Source organism: Duganella zoogloeoides, from assembly GCF_034479515.1.
Taxonomy (GTDB): domain Bacteria; phylum Pseudomonadota; class Gammaproteobacteria; order Burkholderiales; family Burkholderiaceae_D; genus Rugamonas; species Rugamonas zoogloeoides.
The window spans coordinates 2,601,426-2,616,827 of the sequence record NZ_CP140152.1; the positions used below are offsets into that span (position 1 = coordinate 2,601,426).

A 15,402-nucleotide genomic window follows, 5' to 3' on the forward strand; every position below is an offset into this window, starting at 1 on the left:
CTACAGGTCGGCCAGGCTGGCGCGCGTGCGCGCCGCCTGTTCGCGCACCCCATCGAGCACCGGCCCATCCATGCGCCTGAGCTGCTGATACACCATCCCCAGGCGGTGGTTGCCGGCCAACCGATCCCGGTTGCGGTCGAAAAAATCCCAGTACAGCGCGTTGTACGGGCAGGCGCGCTCGCCGGTGCGCGCCTTTTTGTCGTAATGGCACCCCTTGCAGTAATCGCTCATCTTGTCGATATACGCGGCGCTCGAGACGTACGGCTTGGTCGCCAGCAGGCCGCCGTCGGCGAACTGGCTCATACCGAGGGTGTTGGGCAGTTCCACCCATTCGAAGGCGTCGATGTACACGCCCAGGTACCAGCCGTGCAGCGCCTGCGGCGACAGGCCGGCCAATAGCGAAAAATTCCCGATCACCATCAGGCGGTTGATGTGGTGCGCGTGCGCGTGTTCGAGCGACTGGCCGATGGCAGTCGCCAGGCAGCGCATGCGCGTGTCGCCGGACCAGAACCAGTGCGGCAGCGGCTCCTCGTGGCCGAAGGTGTTCAACTGGTCGTAACCGGGCATGCGGTGCCAGTACACGCCGCGCACGTACTCGCGCCAGCCGAGGATTTGCCGTACATAGCCTTCCACCGCCGCCAGCGGCGCCGCGCCATCGGCCAGTGCCTGCACCACGCGATCCACCACCTCGTGCGGAGCGATCATTTTCACGTTCATCGCGAACGAAAGCAACGAGTGGAACAGGCGCCAGGCCTTGAAGCTCATCGCGTCCTGGTATTGGCCGAAGTGGGGCAGCGCGTGTTTGACGAAGCGTTCCAGTTGCGCCAGCGCTTCGTCGCGGTTCAGCGGCCAGCGCAGGTCGGCCGCATTGGGCGCGCCGAAACTATGCGCGCCGGATGCCTCGATGCTCGCCCACAGCGCGCTGTGGTCGTGCGACTCGCGCAGGTCGGCCGGTTCCCACGGGATGCCTTTCCACGCCTCGCGGTTGTCGTGGTCGAAGTTCCACTGGCCGCCCGCCGGCTTGCCGGTGTCCGAGACCAGCACCTTGTGGCGCAGGCGCATGTGGCGATAAAAGTGTTCCATCACCCAGCTGGTGCGGCCGTCGAACAGCGCCGCCGCCTCGTGGCGCGCGGTGTAAAAATGCTCGGTATCGGCCATCGCGGACGCAATGGTCAAACCGGCTGCATACGCCGCCAGTTGCCGGTCGAGCCGGTACTCGTCCGGCGCCTGCCAGGCGAAGTTGCTGGCGCCATACAGCGCCAGCAACCGGTCCAGGTTGGCCGGCAGCGATTGCAGGTTGTCGGGATCGTCGATGGTCAGATAGTGCACCCGGTGGCCGGCGTCGCGCAGGCGCCGGGCGAAGTCGCGCATGGCGGCAAAGATGGCGATGATTTTTTGTGCATGGTGCAGCACGTAGTCGGTTTCCTGCCGCACCTCCATCAGCACGAACACTACGCCGGGGTCCGGCGCCCGGAACCAGCTGTGCAGGCAGTTGAGCTGGTCGCCCAGCACCAGCTTGAGCGAGGCGGCGCTCACCGGATTACGCGCGGCCCAGGATCGAGGCAGCCGCCATCAGCTCGTCGATCAGCGCCAATGAGCTTTTGCCCGACAGCGCGTGCGGATTGAACTCGGGCAGCGCCGAGTAGCGCAGCAGGGTGCCGGGATTGAGCTTGTTCAGGTTGACCTGGCCCATGGTCCAGCCGGAATAGCGGCGCTCGCAGATTTCCTCGTAGTGCAGCAGGATGGCGTCGGTATGGCGCGGGTCGCGCAGGATCTTCGCATACAGCGCGTTGACCTGCTCGCGTCCTCCTTCGATCACTTGCAGGTACAGGCGGTCGCTGTGGCACAGCACCCCGGTGATGCCGTGCCTGGGGTTGTAGTTGTGCGACTGCTGCATGATGGCGGTAATGCCGCCCACGGGCGTATCCCTGGCGGCGTGGCTGGCGTACAGAAGGCGGACAAGCATGCTGGTATCTCCCGGAGGTTGGAGGTTGATTAACGTTTGATTAGCGTTTGATGAGCGAAAGGAACTCGCGGCGCAGCGCCGGGTCCTTGAGGAAGGAGCCGTGCATCACACTGTTGATCATACGCGCGTCCATGTCCTTGACGCCGCGCCACTGCATGCAAAAATGGTCCGCTTCCATGATCACGGCCAGGCCGTCCGGCTGCATTTTTTCCTGCAGCAGGTCGGCCAGCTGCACCACGGCTTCCTCCTGGATTTGCGGGCGGCTCATGATCCAGCTGGCCAGGCGCGCGTATTTCGACAGGCCGATCAGGTTCGAATGCTGGTTGGGCATCACGCCGATCCATACCTTGCCAATCACCGGGCACAAGTGGTGTGAGCACGCGCTGCGTACCGTGATCGGGCCGATGATCATCAACTCGTTGAGGTTGGCGGCGTTGGGGAACTCGGTGACCGGCGGCATCTCGACATAGCGGCCGCCGAACACTTCGTTCATGTACATTTTGGCCACGCGGCGGGCGGTGTCCTGCGTATTGTGGTCGCTCACGGTGTCGATCACCAGGCTCTCGAGCACCTTCTGCATATGGCCGCTGACTTCATCGAGCAACTGGTCTAGCTCGCCAGGTTCGATATAGGCGGCGATATTGTCGTTGGCGTGGAAGCGCGTGTTGCTGGCCACCAGCCGTGCGCGGATGCGTTCGGAGGCGGTGGTGGTGACAGGCAGGTATGCCGGTTGCGGCTCGGTGGTCATGCGAAAATCCAATCAAAAAAGAGAGTTGCTACTGCGGCGGCAGCGGCAGGCCTTCGGCATAGGCCAGCCGCTCCAGCGCCTGTTCCATCAGCATGCGCGCATGGCCGGCGCTGCGTGCCAGGTCCTGGTGCAGCTTGGCGTCGGCGGCATTGCGGCTCACGCACTGGGCGCTGTACCGCTCGAAGCTGGTCAACATCAGCAGTATATCCGCCAGGTGGCGCGGGCATTCGCAGTCGATGCTGGTGGACATGGCCGCCAGTTCCGCCAGTTGCTGGTCCTCGAGACGGCGCGGCGCGACGGGCAGGGCCGGCGGCGGCGGCGGACGACCGCCGCCGGCAAACGCGGTGGCGCACAGCAGCGCTACTTCGGCAACGTCCGATGGCGCCCGCGCCACCAGGCAGTCCTGCTCGCGCAGGCGGCGCACGGTGGCGCTGTCGCAAAAACGGTAGAGCACCACCACCGCGCGCACGTTCAGCGCGGCGCGCGTGGCCATTACTGCCGGCAGCGAGTCCGCATTCATCTCGGACGCTTCGATCAGCAGCAGGTCGGCCGTCACGCCGGCCAGCGCCTGCGGCGCCTGGTGCAGGTACTGGCAACTGGCCACGATGTCGAGCACGGGGGCAGTGCGCGCCGCCGCCAGCTGGCGGGTGAGGGCGCCGCCGGCGATCGCCAGGCGCAGCAGGCGCGGTTCGCTTTCCACCGGCGGCGCCACGCCGGCCAGGGCCAGCAGCTCGTCGATGTCGAGGCGGGCCACGGTGGAAATCGCGTGGCCCTGGTCCACCGCGCGCTTGAGCAGGCCGAGGCGCCGTACCTGTTCGGAAGAATACAGGCGCTGGCCGCGCGGCGAACGGCCGGCGTCCGACACGCCATAGCGCCGCTCCCACACGCGCAGCGTCTCCACCGGCAGGCCGGCCAGGCGTGCCGCCACCCCGCTGCGGTAGCCGGCGCTGGTGCTGGGCGAATTGTCGTCGGAGTCTGTCACGTTGGTTCCTGTCGGTTGGTGGCCGCATTTTAACAGTTTCATGCCTGTGAGCTACATTGTCCCGGTCATGAACCGCTTTTTAATCCTTTCTCACAGCTTTTCAGCATATCTTCGCCAGTATACTGGGACATCGGAAGAACAGGTAACCAAGAAAGTTTTGAAATGATCGTTACGAGACCCAATGTTGCAGTCATCGGTGGCGGCCTGGCCGGGCTGTCGTGTGCCCGCCACTTGCAGGACGCCGGCTGCCGTACCACCGTGTTCGAGAAGGCGCGCGGCCCCGGTGGACGGATGAGCACGCGACGGGGCGCCGACTGGCAGTGCGACCACGGCGCCCAATATTTCACGGTGCGCGACAACCGCTTTCGCGACGAGGTGGCGCGCTGGGAAGCGGCTGGCGTGGCCGGCCTGTGGGAACCCCGGCTGGTGGAGCTGACGGCGGCAGGCACTTGCGCGAGAAAGGCGCCGGACAGCGTGGCGCGTTTCGTCGGCATTCCACGCATGAGCGCGCCGGCCGGCTGGCTGGCGTCGAACCTGTGCGTGCATAGTGGCCATACCATCGTCGATATGCAGCACGATCGCGCCGGCTGGCGCCTGAAGTCGCAAGAGCATGGCATGCACGAGGACCGTTTCGACGCAGTGGTGCTGGCGGTGCCGGGGCCGCAGGCCACGGTGCTGCTCGCGCCGCTGTTGCCGCTCACGGCCCGGCAGACGCCAGCCGACATGCTGCCTTGCTGGACCCTGATGCTGCGCTACCGTACGCCAGGCATCCGTTTTGCGCCGGGCTACGATGCCGCTTTCGTCAACCACGGACCGCTAGCCTGGATTGCCCGCGATGGTTCGAAGCCGGGCCGGCAGGGCAGCGAAGCGTGGGTGCTGCAGGCGAGTGCCAGGTGGAGCGCCGCCCACCTTGAAGACGATGACGAGGCGGTGTGCGCCGCGTTGCTGGCCGCCTTCGCAGAACTGGGCGCACCGCCGCCGGACGCGGTGACCGCGCACCGCTGGCGCTATGCCAGGGCCGCTAATGGGCACAGCGATCAGCCGGACCAGCACGGCGCAGGCAGAGAGCCTGGCCTGCAGCGCGAGGCCGTGTGGCTGCCGGCGGTGCGGGTGGGCATGTGCGGCGACTGGCTCGCCGGTGGCCGCGTGGAAGATGCATGGCTCAGCGGGCGCGCGTTGGCCGCGCAGGTGCTGACCAGCATGGCCTGCACGACATCTTCCTGAATTACAGGCGGGCGATCACCGCCAGCAGCGCATCGTGGTCGAGCGGCTTGACAAAATAATGGTCGAAGCCGGCCGCCTTCGACACTTCGCGGTCCTCGCGCCGGCCATAGCCCGATACCGCCACCAGCGTGGCGTGTTTGCTGGCCGGGAGCATGCGCAGGCCGCGCGCCAGGTCGTTGCCGTTCAGGTCGGGCAGGCCGATGTCGAGCAGGCATAGCTGGGGTTCGAGCCGCTGCGCCGCTTCGAGCCCGCCGTGCGCGGTGTGCGCCACCACCACTTCGTGGCCGGCCGCTTCGAGCAGCAGCTGCAGCGTTTGCGCGGCGTCCACGTTGTCGTCCACCACCAGCACGCGCAGTTGCGGGCCGGTGACGTTGTCCGGCTTTGCCGGCGCCGGCGCCACGTCTGCTTTGGTAGCCGGCAGCACGATGGCGAAGGTGCTGCCCTGGCGTTCGCCGCCGCTGTCCACCGTCACCGTCCCGCCGTGCAGTTCCACCAGCATCTTGACCAGCGCCAGTCCCAGCCCCAGGCCACCCTGCGAGCGGTCCGAGGTGCGGTCGGCCTGGGCGAACAGTTCGAACACGCGGCCGCGCAGTTCGGGCGACATGCCGATGCCGTTGTCGCTCACCTCGAGCCGGACATTGCCATCCTCGGCCCGCACGCGCAGCGTGATTTCGCCGCCGCTCGGGGTGTACTTGGCGGCGTTGTTGAGTACATTGACCAGCACCTGCACCAGGCGCTTGTGGTCGCCCACCACCTGCAAGGGCTGCTCGGGCATGACCAGTTCGAAGCGGTGCTGGCGCGCGCGCATCATGGGTTCGGCCTGTTCCACCGCATCTGCCACGATGTCGGTCACGTGCAGCGGCGCGCGGGTGATCGTCACCAGGCCGCGCGTGACGCGCGAGACATCGAGCAGGTCGTCGATCAGGCGCGTCATGTGGTGCACCTGGCGCACGATGATGTCGGCAGTGCGGTCCACGGCGGCCGGCGAGGCGTTGCCGCTGCGCAGCAGCTGGGCGCCGGCGCTGATTGGCGCCAGCGGATTGCGCAGCTCGTGCGCGAGCATGGCGAGGAACTCGTCCTTGCGCTGGTCGGCCAGGCGTAGCTGCGCTTCCGCCTTCAGGTGCTGGCGCTCCTTGTCCTGCAAGGCGGCGGCCATGGCGTCGAGGGCGCGCGCCAGTTCGCTGATTTCCTCCTTGCCGTAAGTGATGCCGCTGCGGGCGCTCAATGATCCGGAAGCGATGCTGTTGGCCGTGGTGGCCAGCATTTTCACCCGCCGCAGCACCAGCACGTCGCCCACGAACCACGCCGCCAGCATGGCCAGCACCAGCGTCACGCCCAGGGCCAGCAGATCCATGACCTGGTCGCGGCGCGCCACGGCGGTGATGTCATCGACCGGGATGCCGATGGTGACGGTGTAGTCGGTAAGGCCGTTGTTGCCCACGCGGGCGAAGCGGTGCAGCCGCTCCACGCCGTCCGGTCCCGTGAGCCGCACCGGATTGCCCGGCTCACCGGCCATGGCGGCGCGCATCTCTGGCCACACCGGCTTGCCGAACCATTCCTCCGGGTTCGGTTTGCGGGCGATGATCTTGCCTTCCGAGTCGGCCGTCATCAGCACCGAGCCCGGTGGCAGCTGGATGTCGGCCACGAAGCGATCGAGCTTGGTCAGGTCCAGCGCGGCAAACACCACGCCGCGTACCTGCTCGTCTTCGTCGAGGATGGGGTAGGTGAGGTTGACCGTGTGCTTCTGGATCACGCGCCCGAAGATGTAACCGCCGGCGACGAAGCGCTTGAGGTGCACTGCGCGGCGAAAATGCGAGCGGTCGCGCAGGTTGACCGGTCCCGACGACGGGATGGCGCTGCAGGTGACGTCGCCGTTCAGCTGAATCACGCCGAAGTTGGCGTAGTCGCCATTCTGGCGCTGGATGCTGTCGAGCAGGTTGTTGCAGCGGGCCTGGTCGTTCATCAGGTCCGGCACGCTGGCCAGGTCGCGCAGGATCTGGCGCGCGCTGGCGATCGACTGCGCTTCGTTGGCGGCGGCCAGGTTGGTCAGGCGTTGCAGGTTTTCCTCGGCTACGCTGATCGCGTGGTCATGCTCGCGGATGCCGCTGATGATGGTCATCACGGCGATCGGGGCGATCGCCAGCGCCACCAGCAGCATCAGCCGTCCGCGCAGGCTGTTGAGGCTAAAGAGCAGAAAGGCCATGGTTCAACGGCTGCCGTGGCGCTGGTTGCCGAAGGCGATGATGGCCTGCACGCCGCGCCGCAAGGTGGCAACGTCATCGGAAATATAGCCGATGCGCAGGTGGCCGGGCACGCCCAGCGCGTCGCCGGGCATCACCGCGACTGCGTATTCGGTCAGCAGTTGCTCGGCAGCGGCCACGGTGTCGAGCCCCAGTGCCGAGACGTCGAACCACAGGTAGGGCCCCGAGGCGGGGGCGCGCACCGTCAGCCACGCCAGGTTGGCGGTCAGGTCCAGCACCACGTCGCGGCGGGCGCGGTAGTCGGCCAGCATGGCGGCGGACTCGGGCGAGTTGTCGGATTCGAAGGCGGCGGCCAATGCCAGCTGGATCAGCATCGGTGCGGCGGCGGTAATCGGCCCCTGCACGGTTTCCATGGCCGCCACCAGCGGCGCCGGCGCCACCGCGAAGCCGGCGCGCCAGCCCATCATGGCGTAGCTTTGCGAAGCCGAGAACAGGGTGACCACGCCGAGCGCGCGCCAGTCGGGCCGCGCGGCCAGGCTGTGGTGAACGCCGTCGAACACCAGCTTTTCGTAGCTCTCGTCAACGATGGCGCGGGTGCCGGTTTTACGCAGCCAGGCGGCGATGCAGTCGAGCTCCGTGGCCGACAGCAGCGCGCCGGTCGGGTTGTGTGGATTGTTGAGGATCAGGACCTTGGCCGGCGGCAGGCTGTCGAGCAGTTCGGTGGTGATTTGTGCAGGCAGATCGACCAGTATCGGCTCAAGGCCCAGCAGTTCGCTGGTGGCGACATACGCTGGCCAGTACGGTTTGAAGATGATCACCGCGTCGCCCGGATCGGCCATCACGTACAGCGCCTGGTACAGCGCCTGCTTGGCGCCGTTGGTGACCAGGATCTCGGCCGGCGCCGCATCGATGCCGTTTTCGCGCGCGACGCGGGCAGCCAGCCGCGCGCGCACGCCGGCGTCGCCGCCCACGGCCGTGTAGGGCAGGGCCGGGCGGTGCAGCGCCTCGTGCATGGCATTGAGTACGGCTGGCGGCGCGGGGAAATGCGAGATGGCGATGGAAAAGTCGATCACGCGTTCGCCGCGGTCCTTCATGGCATCCACCCGGCCGTGCAAGGCGGTGGTGGCAAGCGGCCGGGACTTGGCGATACGACGCGAAATTTCCATAATTATTTCAATGACTTATGCAGTGGGGTAATAAGTATATTACGTAAATAGCCGTGCGGCATCTACTGATGGCGGTCTGTCTTGTCGGATGGTATCCTAACCGGCTAAATTCGTAAGGAGTTGTATGCCGTACCCAACACACGCACCAAAAATTGCCCTGGCGATCACGCTGGGATTGACAAGCACCGCGCTTCCGGCAGTCGCCAACGCGCAGGAGATTATCAAGATCGGCCACGCGTCCGGCACGTCCGGCACCGCCGCCCACCTGGGCAAGGACAATGAAAACGGCGCCCGCATGGCAGTCGAGGAACTCAACGCCAAGGGCGTCGTCATCGGTGGCAAGAAGTACAAGATTGTCCTGCAGGCCGAGGACGACGCGTCCGATCCCAAGCAGGGCACGGCCGTGGCGCAAAAGCTGGTCGATGCAAAAGTCAATGGCGTGATCGGCCACCAGGTCTCGGGCACCACCATCCCGGCGTCGCGCATTTACTTCAACGCCGGCATTCCGCAAATTTCGCCGTCGGCCAGCAACCCGCAGTACACGCGCCAGCGTTTCACGTCGGCGTTCCGCAATATCGCCAACGACGAGCAGCAGGGCGCGGCGCTGGCCCGCTATGCGCTGCAAAACGTCAAGGCCAAACGGATTGCCGTGATCGACGACCGCACCGCTTACGGCAAGGGCCTGGCCGATGAGTTCTCGAAAAATATCAAGCGCCTGGGGCCGGCGGCAGGCGCGGCCATCGTCAGCACCCAGTACACCAACGACAAGGCCACCGACTTCAACGCCATCCTCACCACCGTGAAAGCCACCAAGCCGGACCTGGTCTTCTACGGCGGCATGGACGCAGTGGCGGCGCCGATGCTGCGCCAGATGAAGCAGCTGGGTTTCCCGGTCAAGTTCATGGGCGGCGACGGCATGTGCTCGGACTCGGTGCCGCGCCTGGCTGGCGACGGCATGAACGACGACCAGGTGCTGTGCGCCGAAGCGGGCGGCGTGGCGCCTGCACAGGAAAAGGCGCTGGCCGATTTCAAGGCTGCCTACAAAAAGCGTTTTGGTGTCGAGGTGCAGACGTACGCCCCGCAAACCTATGATGCCTTGATGACCATGGTCGATGCGATGCAGCAGGCCGGCTCGCCCGACCCGGTCAAGTACCTGCCATACCTGGCCAAGATCCACCACAAGGGCGTGACCGGCGATATCGCCTTCGATGCGCGTGGCGATATCAAGGATGGTGCGCTGACCATCTTCACGTTCCAGAAGGGCAAGCGCGTGAAGGTCGCCGTAGTCAAGTAACGCCAGTTACATGAAAAACGCCCGGTGGCCGCAAGGCGCCGGGCGTTTTTTTTGTGGCGATCAGGCGCCGGGCGGGCCGCCGAAGCCGCCGGGGCCGGGGCCACCGGGGCCGGGACCACCGGGACGGCCACGGAAGCCGCCTTCGCCTTCACCCTCGCTGCGGTTGCTGTTGACGCCACCGAAGCGGTACGACAGGCCTACATAGAACACGCGGCCGTCGAAGCGGCGGGTGCTGGTCTCGCGCAGCGTGGTGCTGTCGACGATGGTTTCCATCTTGTTCTTGTCGAAGATGTCGGTGATGTTGGCCACCAGGTTCCACTGGCTGTTCAAGGCATGGCGCACGCTCATGTTGACCGTGTTGTTGGGCGAGCGGTAACCCTGGCCCGACAGCATCTTGCCCTGCATTTGCAGCGCCAGTTGCACTTGCGTGGCCGTGGTCATCTGCCAGTTCAGGCGCGCGCGCCCGCTGAGCGAGTTGGCGGTGCGGCTGGTGATCACGCCCGCTTCATCCTGCGAGCGCTGCTGGTTGCGCATCAGGTAGCCGCTGGTGTTGAGCGTGAGCGTGGGCGTGAGCTTGCCGCTGACGGTGAATTCCAGCCCGCTCGAGTGGCTGCCTTCGCCATTCTGGCGGGTGGTCAGCAGCACATTGTCGGCAATGAAGTAGCGGTAATCGACGATGGCGTCGGTATCGCGCCGATAGTAGCCGCGCAGATTGGTCTCCAGACCGCCGAACTTGGTTTCGTAACCGACTTCGAACGAATCGGTCTTGGTCGGTTTCAGGTCCGGATTACCGGCCGAGACGTTGAACTCGTCGCGGTAGGTCACGTACGGATTGAGGTCGTTGGCCTGCGGGCGGCGCAAGCGGCGCGCATAGGCAAAGCGCATATTGGCGTCGTCCGACACTTTATACGTGGCGAACATGCTCGGAATGAAATTGATATAGTTGTTTCTGGCCGTGATGCCGCCGGTGATCTGGTGGATGTCCATGTCGGTGTGCTCGGTACGCACGCCGCCCAGCAGGCCCCAGCGCTCGGACAGGCGCATCTGGTAGGTGCCGTACAGGGCCAGCACGGTTTCCTCGATGTCGAAGCGGTTGGTGCGCGACGGGTTGACGGTGGCGAGATTGGTGACCGGGTCGATGTCGGTGTACAGCGTGTCGAAATTGTTCCTGGTGCGGGCAATCTTGTAGCCGACATTGGTGGTGCCGCCCCACAGCGGACGGCCGTAGTCGCCGGTGAAATCGATCACGCGGGTGCTGGTATCGTTGTGCTGGAAGGCGCGGGTATCGGTGCGGCCGAAATTGTCCGCACCGACGGCGTAGTCGCTGGCGTAGTGGGTGTCGCTGTCGTTGTCGGCGGCCGATACGCGCAGGTCGATTTTCAGCGTTTCGCCCGGCAGTTCGCCCTTGTGGTCGTAGCGCGCGCCCCAGCTGAAGTTCTTGGCGTCGCCGCTGCGCGAGGTGTTGCGCACGTAGTCGCTGGCGGGGTTGAAACCGGTGGCGCCGTTCACATAATGCTCGGTCGAGCGCTGGTCGTTGCCGCGCCCCATGAACGACAGGCTGCCGGTCAGGGTGTCGGTCTGGTTCATATTGTAGCTGACGGTGCCGTTGGCGCCGACCATGTCGTTCAGCCCCTTGCTTACTGAATCCTGGGTGCTGGGCACATACTGGCCGGTGCGCGCGTCGAGCCGCTCGCGGTTCACTTCCGACGTCGAATTGCGGCCGTCGTGGCGCACATTGAGGCCCCCCTGGAAGCCCCACAGCCCCTCGTTGTAGCTGCCGTTGACGGAGCTGTTGTAGCGCCCCTCGGTGCCGGCGTTGGCACTGACCGAGCCGAAGCCGCCCGGCTTGCGGTTGCGGCGCATGACCAGGTTCAGGATCGGACCGCCGCCGCCCTCGTTGCCGAACTGCGCGCCGGGGTTGTTGATCACTTCAACCGATTCGATATCGTCGGCCGGCATCGCCTGCAGCGCCGCGCCCCGGTTCTCGCCCTGCAGCATGGCCGACGGCTTGCCATCGACCATGATCTGCACATTGCTGCTGCCGCGCAGCGACACGGTGCCATCGGGATCGACCGCCACCGACGGCACGTTGTTCAGGGCGTCGGCAGCGGTGCCGTTGGTGCTCGAGACGTCGGACTTGACATCGTACACCTGGCGGTCGATGCGGTTGGTGGGGCGTTCTGCCGCTACCGTCACCGACGGCACCACCGGCGTTGCCTCGGCCTTGACGGCGCCGGGCCTGGCGGCCGGCGGGTTGGTCTGCGTAGCCGGCGGCGTATCGGTGGACTGGGCCAGCGCGGACAACGGCGCCGTCAGCAGGGAGCAGGTCAGGAGTATCTTTTGCATGGGGGAAGGAGGTGGGTGATGAATGTAGGTCAATGCCGGTATTTTACAGAAGCAATGCCTAAAAACTTGCCATTTACAATACTTTACTTACATGAAGCTGGCGTGAAGTTTGTACGCGGAGTATGTCGTCTTCTTTCTGGCAGAGGGCTGGCGCCGGCGTAACGGCTAGAATGGCGGAAAGGAGATTTGACCATGGCACAAGGATATGCCCGTATCGGGCGCGACATGTACACCACCGAGATCGAGGTGGGGGGACACAAGCTGACCGGCGACGAACCGCCGCGCAACGGCGGCCAGGATGCCGGGCCGGCGCCGTACGACTTTCTGCTGGCGGGTCTCGGTTCGTGCACGGCGATCACGCTGCGCATGTACGCCGACCGCAAACAATGGCCGCTGGAGGCGGTCAAGGTGGACCTGCACCTGGCGCGCGGCGATGACGGCACCGTGATCACCCGCACGCTGCACCTGACCGGCGCGCTCGATGCGGAGCAGGTGGCGCGGCTGGCCGATATCGCCGAGCGCACGCCGGTGACTCTGACGCTTAAAACCGGCGCCCGCATCGACACCACGGTCGGATGACAAAGCGCTTTGCGGTGTGCTGCCGCACAGTGCATCGTCACCCGGTTGGCTACTCTGGCCACAGTTACCTACAACCAGAGAGTCTCCCATGGCAGCCCCGCAGAGCAAACAAATCACCACCTTGCTGCGCAAGGTTTTCGGCATCGCGGCACTGCGCGACGGCCAGCGCAACGTGATCGACAGCGTGCTGGCCGGCGCCGATACGCTGGCCGTCATGCCCACCGGTAGCGGCAAGTCGCTGTGTTACCAGTTGCCGGCCCGGCTGCTGCAAGGGCTGACGGTGGTGGTCTCGCCGCTGATCTCGCTGATGAAAGACCAGGCCGAAAAGCTCGAGGAAGCCGGCATCGCCAGCGCCGCGCAAATCAACAGCAGCCTGTCGCGCGCCGACGAACTCGCGGCGCTCGAAGGCATCGAAAGCGCCGCCCACGACATTGTTTTCTGCACCCCCGAGCGCCTGATCACGCCCGATTTCCTGGCGCTGCTCAAGCAGAGCGAAATCGCGCTGGTGGTGATCGACGAGGCCCACTGCATCTCGCAATGGGGTCACGACTTCCGTCCCGCCTACCTGGAAATCGGCGCGGCACTGGAGGCACTGGGGCGCCCGCAAGTGCTGGCGCTCACTGCCACCGCCACCGACGACGTCATCAAGGATATCCGCACCCAGCTGGGCCGCCCGCGCATGGCGGTGGTCAATACCGGCATCTACCGGCCCAACCTGCACTACCGCGTCAAACAGGTCACCAATCCTTCCGAGAAGGCAGCGCAGGCGCTGCAGCTGGTGCGTGAAACCGCAGGCGTGGGCATCATCTACGCCGCCACCGTCAAGGCGGCAGAGGAAATTCATGCCCAACTGAAGGACGCCGGCGAGAGCGTGACGATTTACCACGGCAAGCTGCGCGCCGCCGAACGGGTGGAAAACCAGAACCTGTTCATGAGCGGCGAGCGCCGCGTGATGGTGGCCACCAATGCCTTCGGCATGGGCATCGACAAGGCCGACACGCGCTTCGTGATCCACCTGCAGATACCGGCCAACCTCGAGGCGTACTACCAGGAGTCGGGCCGGGCGGGGCGCGACGGCCTCGATGCGCAATGCACGCTGCTGTACTACCACGCCGATAAACGGCTGCAGCAGTTCTTCCTGGTCAAGCACTATCCGCAAGCCGAAGAGCTGCGCGCGGTGTACGAGGCTGCCGCCGCCCACGATGGCGCCGCGTTCACCGAGGCCGACCTGAAACCGAAGCTCGAACACATCTCGGCCAGCCAGCTGAAAATCTGCCTGAAAATGCTCAAGGACGGCAAGCTGCTCAAGCGCAGCCGCAAGCTCGATTACGCACTGGCCAAGCTGCCCGGCGGCGCTACCGGGCCCAAAGCTGCCCGGTACGACGAGATGGCGCAGGTGTACGCCGACAAGCATGAACGCGACCGCGAGGGACTGGAGCAAATGGTGGGCTACGCCCAGAGCGGCTACTGCCGTTGGAAGCTGCTGCTCGATTACTTCGACGATGCGTCGCCCGGTTTCGAGCAGTGCTGCAAGTGCGACAACTGCCTGACGCCGCCGGCGATCCAGCTGTCGACGTTCGACCTGGAGGCTGGCGCGGCGCTTGCGGAGCCGATCGCACAGGAACCGGGTCCGCCGGACGTGCCGCCGGTCGCCGCCGCCGGTTTGCCCGGATTGGCGCCGGCGCCGCTGGTAGCCGCCGCAGCGGTTGTCAATACAGGCGCTACGGGTTTACCTCGAACAGCAGGAACTGCGTAACCTGGCGGTTGTTGAAGTTGTCGTCCGAGATCAGCACCAGGCTGGCCTTGCCATTGGCCAGGCGCGGACCGAAGGCCATGCCTTCAACGTTGTCCACCAGCGCCAGGCCGGCCTGGTTCAGATCCAGCACCAGGCGCTTGGCTACCGGGGTGATGCTGGCGCCGGCCACGGTGGGCAGCTGCGCGATATCGGTGGCGCCGGCGGTGTCCACCTCGTACAGGCGCACGTAGTTGCGGTAGTGGCCGGCGTCGTCCTGTATGCCGGCGCGCTCGAGCACCAGCAGGCGGTTATCGCTCAGCGCCAGGATTTCGGAAATGCCGTTGTCGGCGTTCTTGCCGGTGCCAGGGGCGGCCGCCAGCGGCTCCAGCGCATACGCATACTGGCCCAGCACCTTGCCGTCGCGGTCAAAACGGGTGATGCGGTTGACCGCGCCGTGGCTGGTCGTAGGCACCGGACCATCCTGGTACATCGGGCCTTCCAGCGACACCCAGATCGAAGCGCCATCGGGCGTAAAACTCATGCCCTCGAAGGCCTGGTTGTTGCGCGGTCCGGAACTGTGATCCTTCTTCACATTGAACAGCGGCGGCAGCGGCAGCTCGTAACGCAGGCGGCCATCGGCGCCAGCCTGGCGCACGAACGGGTTGAGGGCCAGCGAGACATCGCCTTCGCTGCCATACCAGATGGCGCCATCGCGCGGATCGACGCGCAGGGTTTCCAGGTCGGCCACCGCGCCGCCCAGCCGGGCGAAATCATTCTTGGACGGATACGGCGTGCCATCGGCTTGCAGCAGCGTGGTCACGCCGGTCAGCTGTACCGATGTGAAGGACTGCTGGTCGTAATCGAGCCGCGCGCGGTAATAGCGCGCCGGATTATGCTCGGAGCGGTCGTCGCAGATCATCACCCAGTCGCCGCGCGCGGCGTCGTAGTCGATGCCGGACAGGCCGCCCACCAGCGTGCCCTCGAAGCGCATGCGCCAGGGCAGGCGCTGCTCGCCGATCAGGCGCAGCGATGCGATGGTATCGGGCGTGTGCGCCAGGGCCGGGGTGGTGGCGGGGGTCTGGGCGCCGGCGCTCAGCGCCAGCAGGCTGGCGGCGGCAAGGGCGGTGCGGACGAAGGAGGACAGGGCGGCCATGGAGAATC

Annotated in this window: 12 protein-coding genes; 4 read left to right on the top strand and 8 right to left on the bottom strand. The window is 65.8% G+C overall.

Going from position 1 to position 15,402, the window contains the following annotated elements; all coding sequences use genetic code 11:
• Genes SR858_RS11610 through SR858_RS11625 form a run of 4 tightly spaced genes read right to left on the bottom strand, consistent with a single transcriptional unit; the run spans position 1 to position 3,696 of the window.
• On the bottom strand, positions 1-1,536 hold the full coding sequence (locus tag SR858_RS11610) for a cryptochrome/photolyase family protein (protein WP_019920954.1): 1,536 nt from the start codon (positions 1,534-1,536) through the stop codon (positions 1-3).
• A 4-nt stretch (positions 1,537-1,540) separates the two neighbouring features.
• Positions 1,541-1,966, bottom strand: coding sequence for a BLUF domain-containing protein (locus SR858_RS11615; protein ID WP_019920955.1), 426 nt, complete (start codon positions 1,964-1,966; stop codon positions 1,541-1,543).
• 40 nt (positions 1,967-2,006) lie between these two features.
• Positions 2,007-2,714, bottom strand: coding sequence for a GTP cyclohydrolase I (gene folE, locus SR858_RS11620; protein ID WP_019920956.1), 708 nt, complete (start codon positions 2,712-2,714; stop codon positions 2,007-2,009).
• A 28-nt stretch (positions 2,715-2,742) separates the two neighbouring features.
• Complete coding sequence (locus SR858_RS11625; protein ID WP_019920957.1) at positions 2,743-3,696, bottom strand: MerR family transcriptional regulator; 954 nt, start codon at positions 3,694-3,696, stop codon at positions 2,743-2,745.
• 162 nt (positions 3,697-3,858) lie between these two features.
• Between SR858_RS11625 and SR858_RS11630 the strand changes: the two genes are divergently transcribed.
• Positions 3,859-4,920 carry an NAD(P)/FAD-dependent oxidoreductase gene (locus tag SR858_RS11630; RefSeq protein WP_026637116.1) on the top strand — a complete coding sequence of 354 codons (1,062 nt, stop codon included), beginning with the start codon at positions 3,859-3,861 and terminating at the stop codon, positions 4,918-4,920.
• 1 nt (position 4,921) lies between these two features.
• Here the strand turns inward: SR858_RS11630 and SR858_RS11635 are convergent, their stop codons facing one another.
• Positions 4,922-7,123 (bottom strand): hybrid sensor histidine kinase/response regulator, encoded by a 2,202-nt coding sequence (locus tag SR858_RS11635; RefSeq protein ID WP_019920959.1) that lies wholly within the window; start codon positions 7,121-7,123, stop codon positions 4,922-4,924.
• Between the two features lie 3 nt (positions 7,124-7,126).
• Entirely contained in the window at positions 7,127-8,287 is a 1,161-nt protein-coding gene (locus SR858_RS11640) for a pyridoxal phosphate-dependent aminotransferase (RefSeq protein ID WP_019920960.1), read from the bottom strand.
• Positions 8,288-8,411: 124 nt separating this feature from the next.
• Between SR858_RS11640 and SR858_RS11645 the strand changes: the two genes are divergently transcribed.
• Positions 8,412-9,581, top strand: coding sequence for a branched-chain amino acid ABC transporter substrate-binding protein (locus tag SR858_RS11645; protein WP_051120286.1), 1,170 nt, complete (start codon positions 8,412-8,414; stop codon positions 9,579-9,581).
• 60 nt (positions 9,582-9,641) lie between these two features.
• On the opposite strand, the gene SR858_RS11650 is transcribed toward SR858_RS11645, so the two are convergent.
• Positions 9,642-11,927, bottom strand: a complete 2,286-nt coding sequence (locus tag SR858_RS11650) for an outer membrane beta-barrel family protein (RefSeq protein ID WP_019920962.1) — start codon at positions 11,925-11,927, stop codon at positions 9,642-9,644.
• Between the two features lie 192 nt (positions 11,928-12,119).
• On the opposite strand from SR858_RS11650, the gene SR858_RS11655 reads away from it, so the two are divergent.
• Together SR858_RS11655 and SR858_RS11660 are read left to right on the top strand one after the other, a co-directional pair.
• A complete protein-coding gene (locus SR858_RS11655) occupies positions 12,120-12,506 on the top strand; it encodes an OsmC family protein (RefSeq protein WP_026637118.1) in 387 nt (128 codons plus the stop codon).
• Between the two features lie 88 nt (positions 12,507-12,594).
• A complete protein-coding gene (locus SR858_RS11660) occupies positions 12,595-14,262 on the top strand; it encodes a RecQ family ATP-dependent DNA helicase (protein ID WP_019920964.1) in 1,668 nt (555 codons plus the stop codon).
• Here SR858_RS11660 and SR858_RS11665 read toward each other — a convergent pair.
• The gene (locus tag SR858_RS11665) at positions 14,228-15,394 is read right to left on the bottom strand and encodes an esterase-like activity of phytase family protein (protein WP_019920965.1); all 1,167 of its coding nucleotides are present in this window, start codon (positions 15,392-15,394) and stop codon (positions 14,228-14,230) included. The two genes, SR858_RS11660 and SR858_RS11665, sit on opposite strands and share 35 nt — an antisense overlap.
• Positions 15,395-15,402 lie beyond the last annotated feature (8 nt).